The sequence below is a fragment of the Colwellia sp. MEBiC06753 genome, assembly GCF_053470325.1.
In genome coordinates this window covers 35,420-56,617 of the sequence record NZ_JBQMTM010000020.1, presented here as the reverse complement: position 1 = coordinate 56,617, position 21,198 = coordinate 35,420, and the positions used below count along the sequence as shown (strand labels likewise).

General features: G+C 39.4%; 17 protein-coding genes. 8 read left to right on the top strand and 9 right to left on the bottom strand.

Features of this window, described 5'->3' with window-relative positions:
• Positions 1-20: 20 nt before the first annotated feature.
• Complete coding sequence (locus ACOB82_RS14940; protein WP_448213783.1) at positions 21-1,772, bottom strand: ATP-binding protein; 1,752 nt, start codon at positions 1,770-1,772, stop codon at positions 21-23.
• Positions 1,773-2,090: 318 nt separating this feature from the next.
• Here ACOB82_RS14940 and ACOB82_RS14935 point away from each other — a divergent pair, with 318 nt between their 5' ends.
• The 5 genes from ACOB82_RS14935 (at position 2,091) to ACOB82_RS14915 (ending at position 8,927) form a co-directional block, all read left to right on the top strand.
• Complete coding sequence (locus ACOB82_RS14935) at positions 2,091-3,014, top strand: porin (protein WP_448213782.1); 924 nt, start codon at positions 2,091-2,093, stop codon at positions 3,012-3,014.
• A gap of 314 nt (positions 3,015-3,328) precedes the next feature.
• Entirely contained in the window at positions 3,329-4,024 is a 696-nt protein-coding gene (gene phoB / locus ACOB82_RS14930) for a phosphate regulon transcriptional regulator PhoB (RefSeq protein WP_448213781.1), read from the top strand.
• Between the two features lie 4 nt (positions 4,025-4,028).
• Positions 4,029-5,330 (top strand): phosphate regulon sensor histidine kinase PhoR, encoded by a 1,302-nt coding sequence (gene phoR / locus ACOB82_RS14925; RefSeq protein WP_448213780.1) that lies wholly within the window; start codon positions 4,029-4,031, stop codon positions 5,328-5,330.
• A 303-nt stretch (positions 5,331-5,633) separates the two neighbouring features.
• Complete coding sequence (locus tag ACOB82_RS14920) at positions 5,634-6,593, top strand: PstS family phosphate ABC transporter substrate-binding protein (protein WP_448213779.1); 960 nt, start codon at positions 5,634-5,636, stop codon at positions 6,591-6,593.
• 306 nt (positions 6,594-6,899) lie between these two features.
• Positions 6,900-8,927, top strand: coding sequence for an oxidoreductase (locus ACOB82_RS14915; protein ID WP_448213778.1), 2,028 nt, complete (start codon positions 6,900-6,902; stop codon positions 8,925-8,927).
• A 146-nt stretch (positions 8,928-9,073) separates the two neighbouring features.
• On the opposite strand, the gene ACOB82_RS14910 is transcribed toward ACOB82_RS14915, so the two are convergent.
• The 6 genes from ACOB82_RS14910 to ettA all read right to left on the bottom strand — a co-directional run bounded on the left by ACOB82_RS14910 (position 9,074) and on the right by ettA (position 15,876).
• Entirely contained in the window at positions 9,074-9,193 is a 120-nt protein-coding gene (locus ACOB82_RS14910) for a M13-type metalloendopeptidase (protein WP_448213777.1), read from the bottom strand.
• A 210-nt stretch (positions 9,194-9,403) separates the two neighbouring features.
• Positions 9,404-10,972, bottom strand: a complete 1,569-nt coding sequence (locus ACOB82_RS14905; protein ID WP_448213776.1) for a Ppx/GppA phosphatase family protein — start codon at positions 10,970-10,972, stop codon at positions 9,404-9,406.
• A gap of 32 nt (positions 10,973-11,004) precedes the next feature.
• Positions 11,005-13,128 (bottom strand): polyphosphate kinase 1, encoded by a 2,124-nt coding sequence (gene ppk1, locus ACOB82_RS14900; RefSeq protein WP_448213775.1) that lies wholly within the window; start codon positions 13,126-13,128, stop codon positions 11,005-11,007.
• A 96-nt stretch (positions 13,129-13,224) separates the two neighbouring features.
• A complete protein-coding gene (locus tag ACOB82_RS14895) occupies positions 13,225-13,722 on the bottom strand; it encodes a glycine cleavage system protein R (RefSeq protein ID WP_448213774.1) in 498 nt (165 codons plus the stop codon).
• An 18-nt stretch (positions 13,723-13,740) separates the two neighbouring features.
• Positions 13,741-14,103, bottom strand: coding sequence for a PilZ domain-containing protein (locus tag ACOB82_RS14890; RefSeq protein WP_448213773.1), 363 nt, complete (start codon positions 14,101-14,103; stop codon positions 13,741-13,743).
• A gap of 99 nt (positions 14,104-14,202) precedes the next feature.
• Positions 14,203-15,876: an energy-dependent translational throttle protein EttA gene (ettA, locus tag ACOB82_RS14885; protein WP_448213772.1), complete on the bottom strand. Its 1,674-nt coding sequence runs from the start codon at positions 15,874-15,876 to the stop codon at positions 14,203-14,205.
• Positions 15,877-16,140: 264 nt separating this feature from the next.
• Between ettA and rimK the strand changes: the two genes are divergently transcribed.
• Genes rimK through ACOB82_RS14870 form a run of 3 tightly spaced genes read left to right on the top strand, consistent with a single transcriptional unit; the run spans position 16,141 to position 19,063 of the window.
• Positions 16,141-17,046, top strand: coding sequence for a 30S ribosomal protein S6--L-glutamate ligase (gene rimK / locus ACOB82_RS14880; protein WP_448213771.1), 906 nt, complete (start codon positions 16,141-16,143; stop codon positions 17,044-17,046).
• Positions 17,047-17,049: 3 nt separating this feature from the next.
• Entirely contained in the window at positions 17,050-18,054 is a 1,005-nt protein-coding gene (locus ACOB82_RS14875) for a succinylglutamate desuccinylase/aspartoacylase family protein (protein ID WP_448213770.1), read from the top strand.
• Positions 18,055-18,091: 37 nt separating this feature from the next.
• Positions 18,092-19,063, top strand: a complete 972-nt coding sequence (locus ACOB82_RS14870; RefSeq protein ID WP_448213769.1) for a magnesium transporter CorA family protein — start codon at positions 18,092-18,094, stop codon at positions 19,061-19,063.
• A 134-nt stretch (positions 19,064-19,197) separates the two neighbouring features.
• Here ACOB82_RS14870 and ACOB82_RS14865 read toward each other — a convergent pair whose 3' ends face one another.
• Positions 19,198-20,376, bottom strand: coding sequence for a hypothetical protein (locus tag ACOB82_RS14865; RefSeq protein ID WP_448213768.1), 1,179 nt, complete (start codon positions 20,374-20,376; stop codon positions 19,198-19,200).
• A 267-nt stretch (positions 20,377-20,643) separates the two neighbouring features.
• On the bottom strand, positions 20,644-21,081 hold the full coding sequence (locus tag ACOB82_RS14860; RefSeq protein ID WP_448213767.1) for a CBS domain-containing protein: 438 nt from the start codon (positions 21,079-21,081) through the stop codon (positions 20,644-20,646).
• Positions 21,082-21,198 lie beyond the last annotated feature (117 nt).

The window sequence follows — 21,198 nt, the reverse complement described above, 5'->3', positions numbered from 1 at the left end:
AATGGCAGCGGCACTTTAGCTTAGCGCATATTGCCAAATTCGATATCAAACGTAAGGCCGTTACCTTGCTCACTGCTGGCGACAATTGTGCCATTTAAGGTGTCTGTTACCAGGTTATAAATGATGTGGGTACCCAGTCCTGAGCCTCCTTCACCTGCTTTAGTGGTATAGAAAGGTTCAAAAATATTGGGCAATACTTCGGGGGCTACACCTATACCATTGTCGCGATATTTGAGGTGTAAAAGGTCGTTTTGATAATTGACATCAATTCTAATTTCACCGCGGTTTTTTCCTTCAAAACCATGAATAATTGAATTGATAATTAAGTTAGTTAATATTTGCGATATAGCACCTGCGTGCACGAACATATTAATATCATCAGGGCAATTAACTTTAACGCTATGGGTGGTTTTCTTTAATTTCGGGTGTAGTGACTGAATGACTTCATCAATATATTTAGCAATATTTATTTGCCTAATTTTATCACTGGTTTGGTCAACTGCGACTTGTTTATAGCTTGAAATAAGCTCAGATGCGCGGCTTAAGTTGTTAACCATCAGTGTTACACTACGGTTAGCATTATCGATAAAATCTTCCAAGCCTCGTTTGGTCATGGATTGGCTATTCATACTTTCCCGTAACGCTTCTAACGCATCGGCTAAATAGGTGGTAGAGGTAATGGCAACACCGATTGGCGTGTTAATTTCGTGGGTAACTTCGGCTGACAAATTACCTAATACGGCCATTTTTTCAGCTTCTAATAAGCGCTCTTGTGCTTTATTCAGTTCGTTAATCGATGCTTTTAGATCTTTATTAGTATGAATTAAGGTGCTTTCTGTTTGACGACGTCGGTTATTTTCTTCTTTAAGTTGGTCTTGCTGTTTTAGTAACTCTCGTTGCTGCATTTCCATTTTTAACATTGTGGTACTAAGCGACGACGTCTTTTTCGCAACCTCTTGCTCTAACAATAAGTTTTGTTCATCAAGCTGCTGGTTAGCGGCAACAATATCACTTTGTGCCAACGCGAGTTTTTCTTTAAACAGCACTAATTCATCAATTAAGTTGTTATATGCATCTTCGAGGATATTTAATTCGTTCTTTTCAAAGTTCATTGAATGAAGTTTGGATGCTTCGGGATCTTCTAGATCTAATTGATTAATTTGTTCGGTCAATTCATTTAATGGCGCGGTAAGTAATTTATTAAACGCTAAGCTAAATAAGAATATTAATGCCGCGGTTTTTACCATGGCATTGCCGATTAGAAAGTATAAGCCGACTTCTATCCGGTTAAAAATAACCTCGTTACTTGAAAGTAAGGTCACCGAGCCGACTTGAGTCGTACGTCCAGAGAATTCAAATATTAATGGAAAAGTATGACCAAACAAATTGCCCGATACTGAGCTCATATTTGTGGTGCTACCACCATTAACCTCGCCGTTATTATTGTTATAGTTAAACGCGGTATCATCACCGGTTTCGCCAAGTTGGGTAATTACTTGGTTATTTTCATCGGTAACTTTAATCCCTTTAATCATAGGAATAGCTACTAACCCTTCGGCGATATCGATGGCTTGTTGGGTATTTAGCTCCCATACCGCTCGCGTTAAACTGCCACTAAAGGTTTTTTCTAAAGTTAATAATTCACTATTGATATGGCTTTTCGCATTAAAGTATTCAGCAAAAATCTGTGCACCTGTAACAAGTAACGTTAACAGGAAATAGAGAGACAACACTCTAGATAACAGTTTTCTGGATATGCTGGTGACTTTCATTGCACGCCTATTTTTTATTTTTATGTTAGAGCTCAAGCTTATACTACCTAGTTTAGCTGAGCTTGACAGCTTTTTTAGTTAAGTCGCTGTTTTAACATCGACATTAGGGATTATTTTAAAACCTAGTCTATATTTAGCAATGGCAAAGTGACTAATACAAAGTCACACGAAGTCACACAAATGAAACAGAAAAGAAACAAAAGTTACAAAAAAAAATAATAAAACTTTCAACTTTATTTCACACTGTAATAAAAGTGTCATATTGGGTTGTCACAATGCGCGGCAATTAAATGACCTCTTTACATTAAAGGTATAAACATGAAATTCACTAAACACATGCTAGCGTTAGCAATCCTTTCAGCATCTTCGTTCGCAGCAAGTGCTGCATCGATTGATATTTACGGTAAAGCTAATGTCACAATTCAAAACTCTGACGATGGCGAAGGCTCTTATTCTGAAATTAAGAGCAATAACTCTCGTATTGGCTTTAAAGGTACTCATGAATTAGGTAACGGTTTAACTGCTGTTTATAAAGCTGAATTTGGTGTAGATATGGACGGCGACAGTGAAGATAACATCACTGCGCGTAACCAATATGTTGGTCTACAAGGCGTTTTCGGTGAAGTATTAATCGGTAAAAATGACACCGTACTAAAACAGTCACAAGGTAAAGTAGAGTTATTCAGCGATCTAAACGGTGATATTAATGTGTTATGGAAAGGCGAAAACCGTATGGCTGATACCTTAACTTATAAATCACCAAAATTCAGTGGCTTCCAGTTTGGTTTAACGTATGTTGCTGAAGACAGTGTTGATGCTGATGATGCTATTTCTGCATCAATCACTTACGGTGATTCATCTCTTAAAAAATCTGAGATCTACGCAGCAATTGCTATGGACTCTGATGTAAAAGGTTATGATATTGTTCGTGCTGTAATTCAAGGTAAAGTGGCAGGTGTTACTTTAGGTGCAATGGCGCAAACGCAAGAAAATCAAGATACTGGTGTAGACACTGATGGTTTCTTAGTGTCAGCTAAATACGGTTTAACTAAAGAGTTGGCGTTAAAAGCACAAGTGCAAACTGCGAACACTGATGGTGGCGATGATAAATTTGGTGCAACAATTGGTGCAGATTACGCGTTAGCAAAAAATACTAAGCTGTTCGCTTTCTATACCACTTATGACATGGACTCTAAAGCAGACCAAGATTATTTAGCCGTTGGTCTTGAATATAAGTTTTAAGCTAACAACAATTAGCTGTTAAAAAGTCGCATTCGTGCGACTTTTTCACTTTTATGAGGGCTTATGACATTTTGATTGCAAATAATCTGGTTTATGTCATAAAAGTGTAATTAAACTTTATCACAATGTTCTTATTTATTAGGAATGTTGAGCGTCTAACTTATCAACTTTTTTCTACTAAGGTTGAATAGAAAGTCAGTATTTAGCATATCTCAATGCAGCTTGAAGCAGTGATTTGCCGGTTAAATTGTCATAATGATAAATAATAGCGTCTACATATCTAAGGTTGATTACAATATCTCAGGTAATTTTGAATGAATAGACAAATTTTAGTGGTTGAGGACGAAGCTCCTATCAGGGAAATGATTACTTTTGTGCTAGAGCAAAATGGCTTTAATGCAGTTGAGGCCAATGACATTGATCAAGCTATGACCAAAGTTGTTGAACCCTATCCTGATTTAGTGCTGTTAGACTGGATGCTACCGGGGGGTACAGGTGTAAAATTAGCAAAAACCTTAAAGCAAAATGAATACACCCGTAATATTCCTATTATTATGCTTACCGCAAGAGCTGACGAAGAAGATAAAGTGAAAGGTTTCGATGCTGGTGTTGATGATTATGTGACTAAACCATTTTCACCTAAAGAACTTATCGCTCGCATCAAAGCGGTGATCCGCCGAGTATCGCCAACAGCATTAGAAGAAGCGATTGAGTTTCATGGGATGAAACTCGACCCAGTTGCACACCGTGTTACTATTGAAGGTAATGATTTAGATTTAGGTCCAACAGAGTTTCGCTTACTCCATTTCTTTATGACTCATACAGAACGTGTTTATTCTCGTGAGCAATTGCTAGATAATGTATGGGGAACAAATGTTTATGTCGAAGATCGTACCGTAGATGTGCATATTCGACGTTTAAGAAAAGCGATTTCAGGTCAAGGTCATGAAGAGTTTATTCAAACGGTTCGAGGTGCTGGTTATCGTTTTTCCGGGAAGGTACTAAACTAGCGGTATGCCAATTAAATTATCTGTCAGTCAAATTATTCAGCGACTGACAATTCTCTTTTCTATCAGTGCCTTACTAGGCTTTCTAGTAGGGCACGTTTTTCTTGTGATGTTAATTGCAGCATTGGCTGTCATTATATATCAGTATAAATACATTTTATTGTTGTCTGATTGGCTTTGGAAAACCAAATCTATCTCCCCGCCGCAGGCAGAAGGCACATGGGGGTGTATATTTGACGGTTTAGACAAGCTCGTTAAAAAGCACCGAAGAAAGCAAAAACGCTTAAGTGAGCGTATTCGTCGTTTCCGTGATGGTGCTGACGCAATTCCTGATGCTGGCGTTGTTCTTGGGCATGATTTAACTATTCAGTGGGCGAATAAGCGCGCCATTAAATTACTTGGCATTCGCTGGCCTGGAGATGAAGGGCAGCGCATTGATAATTTATTACGTGCGCCAGAGTTTTCTGAGTACATAGAAAAAGCCCGTTTTGATAGCCCTTGTCTGTTGCCTGCGCCAGTAAATGCCGACATTCAACTAGAGTTGCGCTTTATGGATTATGGCCAGGATGCGTTGCTATTATTGGCGAGAGATGTCAGTAAAATACATCGTATTGAAGAAATGCGCCGTGACTTTGTGGCTAATGTTTCCCATGAGCTTAAGACCCCACTTACCGTAATGCGCGGTTATGTTGAGATGATGAACACGCCGGATAGTGGTTTGGCGCCGCAATGGCATCAAGCAATTAAAGTGATTGAAGGGCAAGTCTCTCGTATGGATCGCTTGGTTGAGCAATTATTAGTGTTATCGCGTGTTGAAGTTAATACTGAAAATGAAGTTAAGCAAGTGCTTAACGTACCTGAAATAATTCAACAATTATTGCGAGATGCTAATTGGCTTAATCAGGAAAAACATCATGATATACAATCAAGTATTGACTCTTCAATTGGCGTGTTAGGAGTAGATACTGAACTTAAAAGTGCGTTTGCTAACTTAATTTCAAATGCCGTTTCCTATACGCAAGCCAATGGTAAAATTGATGTGATTTGGCAGCGCTTTGGCAGCAAAGTTAAATTCTCGGTCAAAGACAATGGGCCGGGTATTCGACCGGAAGATGTTAATCGCTTAACCGAACGTTTTTATCGCGTTGATAAGTCACGATCACGAAATACAGGTGGCTCAGGTTTAGGTTTAGCCATCGTTAAACATGTACTTCATCATCATAACGCTGAGCTAATCATTGACAGTCGCTGGCAACAAGGTAGTGAATTTTCAATAACTTTTGATGAAAGTTCGGTAGTTACACTTTAGATGTTTAAAACAAGCAATGGAGGCTCAATGCTACCATTGCTTAGTTTATCGTTTCCCATTCACCACACATCACCGGCTTAGCAAAACAGCTTTGCTCAAAATCACTCATTAAATCTCTTTGTCTGTAATATAAGTGTCATAAAGTGGAAATATAATTGTCACAATTGCTTTATATAGTAGTCACAAATCTTACATACAAATGATTTGTTACACTCTTGAACTTCGCTTTTAAGCAAAGGGAAGAAACAAAAAAGAGTTAATAAGTTATTGGTATTACACATTACACGCTCATTGGAGATGATTATGAGTTTTAAACGTGCTTTAAGCGCAATTAGTTTAGCCGGTTTAGTTAGTTTTTCTGCTTTTGCCATTGATAAAGACTTACCTGAGTACACTAAAGTTAGTGGTATTTCAGGCAACTTATCATCAGTAGGTTCTGATACATTAGCAAACATGATGACATTCTGGGCTGAAGAGTTTAAACGTACTTACCCAAATGTTAACGTTCAAATTCAAGCTGCTGGCTCTTCTACTGCGCCACCAGCATTAACTGAAGCAACTTCAAACTTAGGCCCAATGAGCCGTAAAATGAAGTCTCGTGAAATTGAAGCATTTGAAAAGCGTTACGGTTACAAGCCTACAGCAGTTCGCGTAGCAATTGATGCATTAGCGGTATTTGTTCACAAAGATAACCCAATTGAAGGTTTAAACATCGAGCAAGTAGATGCAATTTTCTCTAGCAACCGTAAATGTGGTGCAGAAAAAGACGCTGATCGTTGGGGTGACTTAGGTTTAACTGGTGAGTGGACTGGTAAAGATATCCAATTATATGGTCGTAACTCAGTATCAGGTACTTACGGTTACTTTAAGTCAAAAGCACTTTGTAAAGGTGACTTTAAAAATACCGTTAACGAACAACCTGGCTCTGCGTCAGTAGTACAATCAGTATCAGCGTCATTAAATGGTATCGGCTATTCAGGCATTGGTTACCAAACGTCTGGTGTGCGTGCATTACCATTAGCTAAAAAAGGTACTGACTACGTTGAAGCAAATATGGACAATGCGATTCAAGGTAAGTACCCATTATCTCGCTACCTTTATGTTTATGTAAACAAGCACCCTAATAAGCCACTAGCACCAATGGAAGCTGAATTTTTGAAAATGGTTTTATCAAAATCAGGTCAAAAAATTGTTGAGAAAGATGGTTACATTCCACTTCCTGCATCGGTTGTAGAAAAAGAATTTAAAAAGTTAGGTTTATAATCGCTCCTGCGAAACTAACTTAAACAAAAGGTCAGCAATGCTGGCCTTTTTTGTTGCCTGCATTTTAATTAGACCGTTTTCCTTTTTTCTTGTATCAAAGGCTCAATATCAATATCCGCTATCTGTTTCTGTTCTGAATATCTAACATTATAGTTTTTATAGGGTTTATTGCTTGTGGTTACCGTGTAAATACTTGGTATAGCAAACTGGCCATTAATTTAATCTTGACACTGTCAATATTGGTTGCTATTTTGACCAAAAATTTAAGCTACATTCATTCTATAACTGAATATCGACGGTGCCGTTATGACTACGCAATACCCTAATATTTTAAAGCCTTTAGATCTTGGTTTTACTACGTTAAAAAATCGCATTTTAATGGGCTCAATGCATACCAATTTGGAAGAAATTCCAGGTGGGTATGAAAAGCTAGCCAAGTTTTATGCCGCACGTGCAGCAGGTGGTGTTGGTATGATCGTTACGGGTGGTATTGCGCCAAATCGCAGCGGTGTAGTATTTGAAGGCGCCGCCTGTATGGATGATGACAAAGAAGTGCCGGATCACAAAATTGTTACCGATGCTGTTCATAAAGCTGGTGGTAAAATTTGTATGCAAATTTTGCACACCGGTCGTTATGCCTATACCAAAGCGCTTGTGGCACCATCGGCTGTTCAGGCACCAATTAATCCGTTTCCCCCGAAAGAATTAACTGAAGAAGATATTGAACAGCAGATTTCAGATTATGTGCGTTCGGCAGTACTGGCGCAAAAAGCAGGTTATGATGGCGTTGAAATCATGGGCTCTGAAGGTTATTTAATTAACCAATTTATTGCTCAGCAAACTAACCACCGTGCGGACCGTTGGGGGGGGAGTTTTGAAAACCGTATTCGTTTCCCATTAGAAATTCTTCGTCGTGTTCGTGAAGCGGTAGGCAATGAATTCATCGTTATTTATCGACTCTCGATGCTTGATTTAGTTGAAGGTGGTAGCACTTGGCCGGAAGTTGTAGAGCTTGCCAAGCAAGTGGAACAAGCGGGCGTAACCATTATTAATACCGGTATTGGCTGGCATGAAGCGCGTATACCTACGATTGCTTCAGGTGTGCCTCGGGCGGCGTTTACTGGTGTTACTGCCAAATTACGAAAAGAAGTTTCAGTGCCGGTGATTACTTGTAACCGCATTAATACGCCAGAAGTAGCTGAAGAAATTTTAGCGAGTGGGCAAGCCGATATGGTCTCAATGGCGCGTCCATTCCTAGCAGATCCTGACTTTGTGATTAAGGCCGAGCAAGGGCGAGCACAGGAAATTAATACCTGTATTGGCTGTAACCAAGGCTGTCTTGATCAGGTGTTCGAAGGCAAGTTAACTACTTGTTTGGTTAATCCATTGGCGTGTAAAGAGTATGAGCCTGAAGCACAACCTACCACTGAACCACGTAATATTGCGGTGATTGGTGCAGGTCCTGCGGGCATGATTATTGCCGCTGTTGCTGCTGAGCGCGGTCATAAAGTGACCTTAATTGAGGCGCGCGACACCTTAGGTGGTGAATTTGAAATTGCCGCTCGTATTCCGGGTAAAGAAGAGTTTTATGAAACGCTGCGCTATTTCCGTAACCGTTTTGATAAAGCAAACGTAACTGTGCGTTTAAATGAAACGGCAACTAAACAGCAGTTGGTTGCCGAAGGTTATGATGATGTAGTTGTAGCCACTGGTGTTAACCCATGGACGCCACCAATTCCAGGTACTGAAAATGCAGAATACCTTAATTACCTTGATGTGTTAGTTGAAGGGAAAGAAGTTGGTAAGCGCGTTGCTATTATCGGCGCAGGCCCTATTGGTTTTGACGTTGCTGAATTTTTAACAGAGCCAGAAAGCCACAAACAGCAAACTAAAAAAGAGTTTATGGCCGAGTGGGGTGTTGATAGCAACTTTGAAGTTCGCGGTGGGGTTGTTCAGCCGAAAGCGATGGAAACAGTAGATCGCGAAATCTATATGTTAGAAGTGCGCGATATGAAAGTGGGGGCCGATTTAAGTAAAACCACAGGTTGGATCCATCGTACAGTATTACAAAAGCGTAATGTCACTATGTGGGGCGGTGTGCAGTTTAATCAGGTCGACACCAATAAAGTTAGCATTACCCATAAAGGCGAAGATAAGGTATTAGATGTTGATACTGTTATCGTTTGTGCAGGTCAAAAATCACGTAACGATTTAGCTGAGCAGCTAGCCGACACAGGTATGAAAGTACATGTAATTGGCGCAGCTGAAAATGCACGCGGTATGGATGCAAAACTTGCTTTTGCAGCTGGTCTTAAATTTGCGCAAACTCTTTAATTGTTTAACTAAAGTGATAAATTAAGGCGATTAGGTAATCTTATCTATTAAAAATAGCTCTGTTGATTTTCAGCAGAGCTATTTTTGCATGCCAAGCTCACCGTAAGTAACAAGCCCGTTCTTATTTAACGGGCTTGTTAAGTTATTTACCAAATTTTTACTCTTTCTTCTGGTTTTAAGTACAAAGCATCATCGGGTTGTACGTTGAATAATTCGTAAAATTCGGGGATATTGCGGACAACGCCGTTGATTTGATTAGGTGCCATAAATCATTTTATTTTCTAACTACCTTTTGTTCTGAAGATAGAAAGATTAAATGTCTGTTATTATAATTTTATGAGTCACTTTAAAAAAATGACCGAACGACACATAATGGGGCGAAAAGCGGATATTAACTATCAACTTTGATTGAGGCCTAATAATTAAAACTGGCATATTGAATTCGAGCTTATTTATCACATTTATTACTCGAAAACCTAACCAAAACTTAAATCAATACCTAGTTGAGTCAGCTGTTTGTGCTCTTGTAATAAGTCTGCTTCAAATAACGGTTTTTCAGCCAGCCAGCCTGAATCAAACAAAAGTACCGCCATTTGTGTGGTGACATTAAATTCAGCAGCAATTTGCTCGGTAAGTTGTCGCTGTTGATTCAAGATAATGGCTAATCGAATAATTACTAATAGCTTGTTAAGTGCACTTTGTTTTAAGGTATAGCATTGTAATTGTTCATTAAATTGAATTTTTTTACGCTGATTGCCCACCAGCCAAGCTATTGCTGTTTGTTGTTCAAGTGTAAAGCCCGGTAAATCGGCATTGCTTAGAATGTAATGCCCATGTTTATGGTACGCTGACGGGTTAATATCAAAGCCTATTTCATGTAAATTAACGGCCCAAAACAGTAATTGATGATAGATTTTTTTATCGATTTCCCAAGTTGATTTTGCTGATTGATATAGGTTCTCTGCTGTTTGCCAGACATTGTCAACTTGTTGTAAATCAATATTAAATCGAGTGGCAAGGCTGTTGATGGTTCGCTCACGAACATCTTTAAATTGTTTGGCATCTAACTGTTCACATAACACGCCTTCACGTAATGAGTAATCACAATAGGTGATAGGCCCTGCGCCTAACATTTCTGCAACGCCAATTAATATAGCCAAACCTGGGGCAATAATGTTGCGCCGCGTTTCTTTTAAATTGGGTAAATTAATATGCTCAACATCACCAAAGTCGATAAGTATCTGGCGAAACTGATATAACTCTTCAAGAGTAAAGGCTTGTTCATGCCCTCTGATTTGGTTGAGTTGATTGTAAATACATTTTAACGTGCCAGATGTGCCAATAACTTCTTGCCAGCCGGCTGTTTTAAATCGTTTTACATGAGATTCAATTTCTTGCTTGGCGTGCAATATTGCGCGGTTAAAGGCGACAGCGGAAATCGTGCCATCAGCAAAATATAACGACTCAAAGCTAACACAACCGATATTTAAGCTGGTTAGCCGTTTGGTCTCGAGATTTATACCAATCACGCATTCAGTACTACCACCACCAATATCTATCACTAATCGCTGAATATCTGGCGGCAAATAATGAGCGGCGCCTTGATATATTAATCGCGCCTCTTCGTGGCCTGAAATAATTTCAATATCAAATGGGAATACTTTAGCGGCGGCGGTTAAAAATTGATTGGCGTTGACGGCTTGACGCAACGTGTAGGTAGCAACAACCCTGAAGTTATCAGGGGTTAGTTGCTGGGTAAGTTCACTGAGTTCAGCTAACGTGGCTATGCCTCGGTCTATGGTTGCTTGATCTAAGACAAAATTACTGTCTAGTCCTTGTGCCAGTTTTACTCGATATTTTTCGCTATGTAAGATCTGCAAGTTGTTATTTACTATGCGAGCGAATACAAAATGAAAACTATTCGAGCCAATATCCAACGCACCAATATGGCTGGTTTCAATAATATGTGTCGGATCTTCAAGTTGGCTTACTTGACCTATTTGGCTAGCATTAGACGCTTGATTTAATTGGCTCTTTTCGTTCATCTGAATTGCTCTTTGCTTTAGCATTAGCACAGCTATTCTAGTTGTTGCAGTAACGCTTTATCGGCTTGCTCTTGTGCTTTTAAGTAATCATAAATTGCCAATTGCGAACGCATTGGTACTTTTTTGCCTTGTTTAACATAAGTATTGTCTTGAGATTGATTAATCACACGAGCTTTTTGGTTATCTTTTAACTGTAGCGATAATAAATCAATAATGCGTTGTTTAAGTGCTGGATCATAAATCGGGCAGGCAACTTCAACGCGTTCATCAATATTACGTTCCATCCAGTCAGCGGAGCTTATAAAAACCGTTGGGTCGCCATGGTTATGAAAGACCATGACGCGAGGATGCTCTAAAAACTGATCGACAATTGAAATAATCTTAATATTTTCACTGATGCCAGGCAGCTGTGGAATTAACGAACACATGCCTCTGACGATAATATTAATCGTTACACCAGCATTGCTGGCTTTATATAAGCGGTCAATTAAGCATTTATCTACTAAGTTATTTATTTTCAAAGTAATACTAGCTTCATCACCTGTTTTAGCAGACACAATTTCATTATCAATAAGTTGGTATAAACGTCGGCGAGAGGTCAGCGGCGATACAATTAAGTGACTAAAGCGGAAACGCTTATAGCTGTGGGCAATAAATGAAAAGACATTATCGACTTCTTGGGTGATTTCTTTGTGCTTAGTAAATAATGAAAAATCGGTATAAATACGGGCGTTCTTTTCATGGAAGTTTCCTGTGCCAACATGGGCGTAACGCACGGTTTGGCCATTCTCAATGCGAGAAACAATACATAATTTTGCATGTACTTTCAGCGACTCAATACCGAATTCAACATTAATGCCGGCATCTTTCATACGCTCAGCCCAAGCAATATTAGCTGCTTCATCAAAACGTGCGCGTAGCTCTACTACAACAGTGACTTTCTTACCATTTTTTACCGCTTCAATGAGCGAGTGAATAATCTCGGAATTTTTCGCAACCCGATAAATATTGATTTTAATGCTTTGTACTAGTGGATCATACGAAGCTTGTCGAAGGAATTCGGTAAAATGACGGAACTTATAATAAGGGTAATACACCAAGACATCTTGGTGGCGAATGGCGTCAAACGCGTTATTAAAAGCGAGGAAACGTTGTGAATCTAAGGCGTTAATGCTTTGTCGTTCTAACGATCTATCGCCTAAATTAGGAAAACTAATAAAGTCTTTAAAGTGGCGATAGCGCACACCTGGCACTAAGTTATTTTCGTCTTTAATTTTTAACGCTTTACGTAAAAACCGCACCATATATTCTGGCATATGCAGGTCAAAGCCCAAGCGCGATGGTGCCGCTTTCAGCCGTTGTTTTAACCCTCTGGACATTTTATCTAGCAGGCTTTGATCAATTTCATCGTCAAGATCATATTCAGCATCGCGCGTTAGTTTAACTGAATAAGCGTCCATATCTTCGTATTCAAAAATACCTTGGAAAATATCATCTAAAAAGTAATGAACAATATCGTCAAGCATTACGATGCGTTGGGTCGTTGCATCGTCACTTTTCGGTAATAAAATAAAACGACTGACTTCTGCACGTGGAATTTCAATTAACGCATATTGAATATTTTCACCCTGTATTAACGCAACTAATAAATAGATACCGTCATCATCTAAGCAATTAACCAAATGGGTATTTGAAGAAATAATGATTGGGGTGATATGACGAATAACTTGATGGTCAAAAAAGGTTTTCAGCCAATGTTTTTCGTGATCGGAAAGCTGTTTTTTAAAGACTTTCGATTTTTCATCGTTAAATAGTAATTCAACATTATTCGCTTTTAGTTCGTCAAAAGCGATATTGGCGATGGTCTGAAATTTGTCAGTTAAGGTATTTACCTTGGCAATAATATCATCAAGTAATTTTTGGTGAATAGCTTGTTGGGCAGAAACCCCCTCATTAGCGGCTTCTTCCAATAAAATTTTACGGCGAATATTGGCAACTCTAACCCGGAAAAATTCGTCTAAATTGGCTGAATAAATTCCTAAAAAATGAATGCGTTCAATCAGTGGAACCTTGTTATCAGCCGCTTCTTGCAATACTCGTTCATTAAAAGATAACCAACTGAGTTCTTTATCAAAATAAATGCGGGAATCGTTCATATACCACTCGAAAATACGAAAAGCGTTTAGTGTAAAACGCCAATGTGACAGTTTAACGAAAGTTGTCTTTAAACTGTCACATATTAAATGTGCAATTTATTTTGAAATGTCGACCATTAAATCGTCGGCAATATTTTCTAGCGCTTCAATTAAACTATCAATTTGGCTTTCATTTACCGTCACTTGCACTTTAGCACTAAACATCATCTGGCCAGTGTGTGGAGCAGGGCCTTGTTTACTGACCAATTTAATTAAGTTGCCGCCTTGGTGATGTATTACCGACGAAATATCTTGAACAATACCGCCGCGATCATTAGCGGTTAACTCTAACTGTATTGATGAGTGGCTTTGCTCTGTAGCTGGCGTTGTTATTTGGCTAATAACGGTTAAGTCATCAATACTTTTTAACGCAGCATCTAAATTAGTGATATTTTCTTCTGTTGCCGACACTTCAATAACACCAGCAAAAGTGCCACTTAAATGATGAAGGCTACTGTTTTGCCAGTTACCGTTATGGCTTTTAATCAGGCGTGATAATTTTTCAACTAAACCCGGCTTATCATTGCCGACAAAACTAATGACGATATGATTCATGGAAAGGTCCTCGGAAAGTTATTGTTGTTTTGAAAGTTGGGAAAGTTCTTTTTCTAATTGCGATTCATCGCCTAAATTAAGTTCTACTAATCGTCTTAAATGGGTGACGCTGTCAATATCAATGGCGTTACATTGCAAGCCAATAACATCCGGTTCTTGATGAACCACGGCAACATGCATTTCGACTTGGGCTTCACTTCCGGCAAGCGCAAAATTTAATGTACCTAATTTGCCTTTAAGCTCGGGGTTGCCTTCGGGCACAGTGACTAAGGCACCGTTAAGAGAGATATCGTGTATTGAAACGGAATATTCTTGCTCGTCTACCGTTAATGAGGCAGTTATTGAAAACAGGATACGGGTGAATTGACGTCTATTTTCCATTACGTTTCCATTTCAGTCGCTAAGTTTTAGTTATCGTAATTCTTAGCATAGCCTGAGATAAAAAAAAAGGCACCCTTAAGTGCCTTAATTTATTAAAAATTAACTAATTTTTTTGTATTTAATCCGATGCGGTTGATTCGCTTCTGGCCCTAAAGTCTTTTTAAGCCACTCATCGTAATCGGTGAAGTTACCTTCGAAGAAGTTCACTTGACCTTCATCGCGGTAATCAATGATATGAGTGGCAATACGGTCTAAGAACCAGCGGTCATGGGAAATAACCATGGCACAGCCTGGGAATTCCAGCAATGCTTCTTCTAGCGCACGCAAGGTTTCAACATCAAGATCGTTAGTTGGCTCATCCAGAAGTAATAAGTTACCGCCAGTTTTCACTAACTTAGCTAAATGTACGCGGTTGCGCTCACCACCGGATAAATCACCAATAAATTTTTGCTGATCATTGCCTTTAAAGTTAAATCGAGAACAGTAAGCGCGCGCTGGAATTTCATAATTGCCAATTTGAATAATGTCATGGCCTTCTGAAATTTCTTGGAATACTGTGTTCTTGTCGTTCATGTCATCACGGAATTGATCAACACTAGCCAGCTTAACGGTTTCGCCTAGCTCAACGCTGCCAGAATCTGGCTGCTCTGCGCCTGATAACATTTTAAATAACGTTGATTTACCCGCACCGTTGGCACCAATAATACCGACAATCGCGCCTTTAGGAATCGAGAAGCTTAAATCATCAATTAATACGCGATCGCCAAATGATTTGGTTAAGTGGTTAACTTCTAATACTTTGTCACCTAAACGTGGCCCAGGTGGAATGTATAGCTCATTGGTTTCATTACGTTTTTGATGAACTTGGCTGTTAAGCTCTTCAAAACGCGCCATACGGGCTTTGTTTTTGCTTTGACGTGCCTTCGGGTTTTGACGTACCCACTCTAGTTCTTGCTTAATGGTTTTCTGTAAGGCGCTTTCAGAACGTGCTTCTTGCTCTAAACGCTTGTCTTTTTGCTCAAGCCATGACGAATAGTTGCCTTCCCATGGAATACCTTCACCACGGTCAAGCTCTAAAATCCAGCCAGCAACATTATCTAAGAAGTAACGGTCATGGGTAATGGCAACCACAGTACCAGAGTAATCGTGTAAGAAGCGCTCTAACCAAGCAACAGATTCGGCGTCTAAGTGGTTAGTTGGCTCATCCAGTAATAACATATCTGGCTTTTGCAATAACAAACGACAAAGCGCAACACGGCGACGCTCACCACCACTAAGTACGGCAATTTTTTGATCCCACTCAGGTAAGCGTAATGCGTCAGCGGCACGTTCTAACTGGTTTTCTAAATTATGACCGTCGGCACTGGCTAAAATAGCTTCTAATTCACCTTGCTCTTTAGCAAGGGCATCAAAGTCTGCATCTTCTTCTGCGTAGGCTGCGTAAACTTCGTCAAGGCGTGCCATGGCGTTTTTAACCACAGACACCGCTTCTTCAACAATTTCACGTACGGTTTTGTTTTCATCAAGCTCAGGCTCTTGCGGTAAGTAACCAATGTTAGTACCGGCTAACGCCTTTGCTTCACCTTCAAATTCGGTATCAACGCCCGCCATAATACGCAGTAGTGTTGACTTACCGGCACCATTTAAACCAAGGACACCAATTTTAGCGCCAGGGAAAAATGATAATGAAATGTCTTTTAAAATTGTACGTTTAGGTGGCACCACTTTGCTAACGCGGTGCATTGAATAGATAAACTTATCTGGCAATGCCATAAGAAACCTTCAGTTATTGAGTAATAAAATTGTCTGGCTGTATTGTAGTTTAACTACCTCCGAGCAGGCAACTGATTGCCAATGCCAACGCAGAAAATAAACGTAAATAATAGCTAGCAGACTAAAAGCTATTGGTAATAATTAGGGAAAACAAAGATCAACACGCGCTAGTTACATTAAATGAATTATCGTTGAAATAATTATTATACTCACTAATACTATACTAATTGATTGAAATTAAATAAAAAAAGGAAGGTTGCTGACATGAAAATTGCTATTTTATCGCGAAATGAAAATTTATATTCCACCCGTAGATTAGTTGAAGCAGCGCAGCAACGTGGTCATGAAGTTGATGTAATAGACACCTTACATTGCTATATGGACATTACCAGCAGTAAGCCAGCAGTTAGATATCATGGTAAGCAGTTACCTAAATATGATGCGGTTATTCCGCGTATTGGTGCTTCTGTCACATTTTATGGTACAGCCGTTGTTCGACAGTTTGAAATGATGGGCACATTTATTGTCAATGAGTCGGTAGCCATTAGTCGCTCGCGAGATAAATTACGCTCTATGCAACTGTTATCGCGTAAAGGTATTGGCCTGCCTCGTACAGGTTTTGCTAGTAAACCCGATAACATTAAAGATTTAATTAAAAATGTTGGTGGTGCGCCTGTGGTTATTAAACTGTTGGAAGGTACACAAGGTATTGGCGTGGTACTGGCTGAAACTGCAAAAACTGCTGAAGCGATTATTGAAGCGTTTATGGGGCTTAAAGCCAATATTTTAGTGCAAGAATTTATTAAAGAAGCTGGCGGCGCCGATATCCGTTGTTTAGTGGTTGGTGGTAAAGTAGTCGCCGCCATGAAACGCCAAGGCGCGGAAGGTGAATTTCGCTCAAACTTACATCGTGGCGGCAGTGCTGAATTAGTAAAATTAACCAAAGAAGAGCGCGCTACTGCGGTTGCTTCAGCCAAAATTATGGGTTTAGCCATGTGCGGCGTTGATATTTTAAGAGCCGAACGCGGCCCAGTGGTAATGGAAGTTAACTCGTCACCTGGATTAGAAGGTATTGAAAGTGCAACAAAAAAAGATGTCGCGGGCATGGTTATCGAATATATTGAGAAAAATGCAAAAGAAGGCAGAAACCGTACAAAAGGAACCGGTTAATTTATGAGTGAAGTAACCATTGCAGGTGTTAGTGTCAAACCTGGGGAAACTAAGCAGTTAGAGCTCCCAGTCGCAAGATTATATACAGATACTGAAATTTCTATGCCGATCCATGTGCAACGTGGCAAACGAGAAGGGCCGACGCTATTTATTAGTGCCGCCATTCATGGTGACGAGTTAAATGGCGTTGAAATTATTCATCGCATTATTAAATCTAAAGCGTTGAAAAGTTTGAAAGGGACGTTAGTGGCGGTGCCAATAGTGAATGTCTATGGGGTACTAAGTCAAAGCCGCTATATGCCAGATAGACGCGATTTAAATCGTAGTTTTCCAGGTTCGGAAAAGTCATCATTGGCTGGCCGTGTAGCAAATTTATTTTTAACCGAAATTGTCTCCCAATGTGACTACGGTATTGATTTACACACTGGCGCCATCCATCGCAGCAACTTACCACAAATTAGAGCAAACCTTGATGAAGCTAATGTTCTGGAACTGGCTGAGGCTTTTGGTGTACCTGTGGTTCTTAACGCTAATATTCGTGATGGCTCTCTGCGGCAATCGGCATCGGAAGAGGGCACGCCAGTGTTACTTTATGAAGCAGGTGAAGCCTTACGTTTTGATGAACTGTCGATTCAGGCTGGTGTAAAAGGCATTATTAATGTGATGAGAAAGCTTGGAATGTTGCCAGCAACCCGCTCTAAAAAAGAACAAGTATTGCCATTTATTGCCAAAAAATCATCGTGGCAACGGGCGTCTGCCTCGGGTTTAGTGAAGGATAAGAAAAAGCTGGGCGAGCAGGTAGGTAAAAATGATGTGTTGGCGGAAATCTGCGATCCTTTTGGTAATGTTATTAGCCAACTTAAGGCAAAGTTTTCTGGGATCATTATTGGCAAACAAAATATCCCATTAGTGCAAGAAGGCGAAGCAATGTTTCATATCGCCTACTTTGAAGATCATGATGAAGTGGTCGAGAATATTGAACTAATGCACGATAATATTATTGATTAATCATTGATGATAACGCTTGCTTGTGAAGAGGGGAGTTATGATTAAGGCAATGCTGATATCTACCGATGCTTCAGTGCAGATTGGCGGCGAAGAGTTAATTGATGTTTGGCAAAATGACGAGCAGACAACATTATGGTTAGATCTTAACGGCGTAGAGCGTGAGCAAGAGAAACGGTGGCTAGAACGTTTTGGTTGCCATGAATTAGCAATTCAAGATGCACAACGAGACCGCCACCCTCCGAAAATTGAAGTGTTCGATGACTTTATTTTTATATTGTATCGAGGGTTTGTTGCCCATCATGACAAATTAAAATTTGAACACTTACAGGTCAGTATGTTTGCTGGGCATAGGTTATTAATTACTTGTCACCCTAAAGCCTCAATTGCCATAAATAGCTTATTTAATAAAGACAGCGCTAAATATTTAGCAAGCAGCCCGATTAATTTAGCCCTTAAAATTTTTCATAGCAGCTGTGGAAACTACCTTAAACAATTATTCGAATTTGAGCACAGCCTTGAGCAAATTGAAGATAAATTTCAGCTCAGTGGTAATGATAAAATGATGCGCGAATTAACTCTGTATCGTTCTCATTTAGTTAAGCTAAGGCGTATATTTAATTACCATGTTGCAATTGGCGATAGCTTAAATATTTTAGTGGAAGATGAAGATACCGACCTGATTACAGAAAAAGAAGTACACAATGTTAATGACCTACGTGAGCGTCTTGAGCGTTTATTAAGCTTGTTGCAAATGTATTATGATATTTGTAGTGATTTAATTGATGGTTATATGTCGATTACCTCTCATCAGCTAAATGCAACTATGCGGGTGTTAACCGTGATCACCGCGTTGTTTGTACCACTCACATTCTTAGCTGGAATTTACGGAATGAACTTTGAGTATATCCCCGAGCTTAAAGCAGAAAATGGTTACTTTATTTTACTCGGCGTTATGTTGGTGATTACTGTTGTGTTGGCGATTTTGTTTCGAAGGAAGCGCTGGTTGTGAACTTAATACGATTAAATGTGAACACTAGGCTATGGCAAGGCGGAAACTATATAGAAACCAAAAGAGCACTTAACGTGCTCTTTTTATGTGGTTAAAAATTATTTTAATTATTAGCTTTTATTAACTTAGTGGCACTAACTTAGCGGTACTAACTTATTGGTCGCACGATTATATAAGTAGAACTTCAATCCAGCATTTTCTTGATTAGTTGCTTGCTGACCCACTTTAACAATAAATATTGTATCGTCTTGGCTTTTACTGGCTATTTCAAGTTGTTGGTTTTTAAACACATTTAGTAAACCTGAAAACACTTGCGCTTCAGCACTGTCGAGCTGATGAACAACATAGTTAACTTCAGGTGAATTTGCCAAAAGTGCATATATGCTGTGACCATCGTTACTAATAAGTGCTTTTTTTACGTCATCAGGGCTATTGTCGGTAATTTTTGAATATTCACCTGAGGCTAAGTTGTAGCTAAATAAGCTGGTGGTCGATTGGTTTAGGTTATCTAACGCCAGCAAGTTCTCTCCGCTTTTATCAATGATTAATGGCGTAAATTTATCACCAAAAGTATCAGCATTGATCTGTTGCCAATTATCTTCAGTTAATACATAAAATTGCTGTTTAGCGTCTCGGCCATAGGCTACTTTCACTTCACCTGAGCTGTCGCTTAAGATAGATGCGTAAGATACTGGTGCTCCAGCAATACGTTTATTTTCAAACTGACCATTGTAAATATCTAAACGATGCAGTGATGCTGAGCGTTCGCCATGATCCACCCAACGAGTGTCAGAAGGTTTGATACCTGTTGGCCACAGTGTTGAACTAATTAAGATTGTGCGGTCGTCATTGGCTAATAAATTGATAATTTCGGCAGAGCCTTCCGTCGGTTCTTTCTTTTTAAACTTCGAGCCAGCACCACGTGCTTTGCGGTCATATATCGCACGGTAGCCGTAGATCATTTCTGCTTTGGTGCCATCAATATTGGTGGCAAAAATTTCACCGTAGTAAATAGACTCTTTCCGCCAGGCTTCTTTTTTTAACACTTTCACTAAAATGCGTTCATTGTTAGCCCAATAAAAATCACCCACTTCACTAAGTCTTGGTAATTTAGTTGCGCCAACATATTGCATTGACTCTAGATTGATAAATGCAAGTGAGCGTTTACCTTCAGTGAGCAAAACAACCGCTAAGTGTTTGCCGTCGGGTGATACTTTAACTTCCTGAAATGGTGAGCTATTTTGAGCATTAGCTGTTTGCAGTATGGCTAATGACAAAATGAGCACTGCGAGGTGTTTTAATGATTTAAACATGTTGACCATTTATCCTTAATGTCAGCGATGGTTTTGAATCGATGGTTTTGAATCAAAGTTTTCCAACCGGCATGTTCTAACCGATATTTTACCAGCGATAATTAGTAACCAATTTGTTACAAGTAAAGTTTAGCAGCTAGATTTAGTTGTTTAGCGCGGCCATTTCAAGCAAAGAGTTGTAACAAAGTATTGGAGCTGCGAAATTCTACGCCCTGATTTTTCGCGTTTTAACGCATGTTTTTATTAAGTTGTGATTAAAGTTTGTACTTAACTAGCGCTTTGGTTTTTGCGTTGTTGGCGGTGAATATTGGCTAGCACTTTGACGATATCACGCCATGAAACTATGCCAACAAGTTGTTGATTATTAATCACAGGTAAGCAAGAGATATGATTATCATCGAACCATTCTAGCGCTTCTTTTACCGGTAAGGTCGGCGGCGCAGCAATAATGTTACGCGTCATAATGAGGTGCACTTTTTTCTTTAACATTGTCGCATCGGCATGGGTTTGTTTTGCGGTGCCAATACTTGGGCTTAAATGTTTATATAAGTCTCGGTCTGTCATTATACCGACGAGTTGCTTGGTCTCATCTAATATTAAAATGTGATGAATCGGGTGTTGCTCAAATAAGGCTTTGGCATGACCAAGCGTTTCGTCTAAGTTTAGGGTAATTAACTTGGTCGACATAATAGCGTCAATATTCACTTTAATTTCCTGTATAAAGCGAGACTTACGCCATTAAAGTAGAATAATTTTATTGTAAGGTAAAGGAAAGTAACGCGCTTTATTTTAAGCATTACACTGGTGACTAAAAAAGTTGAA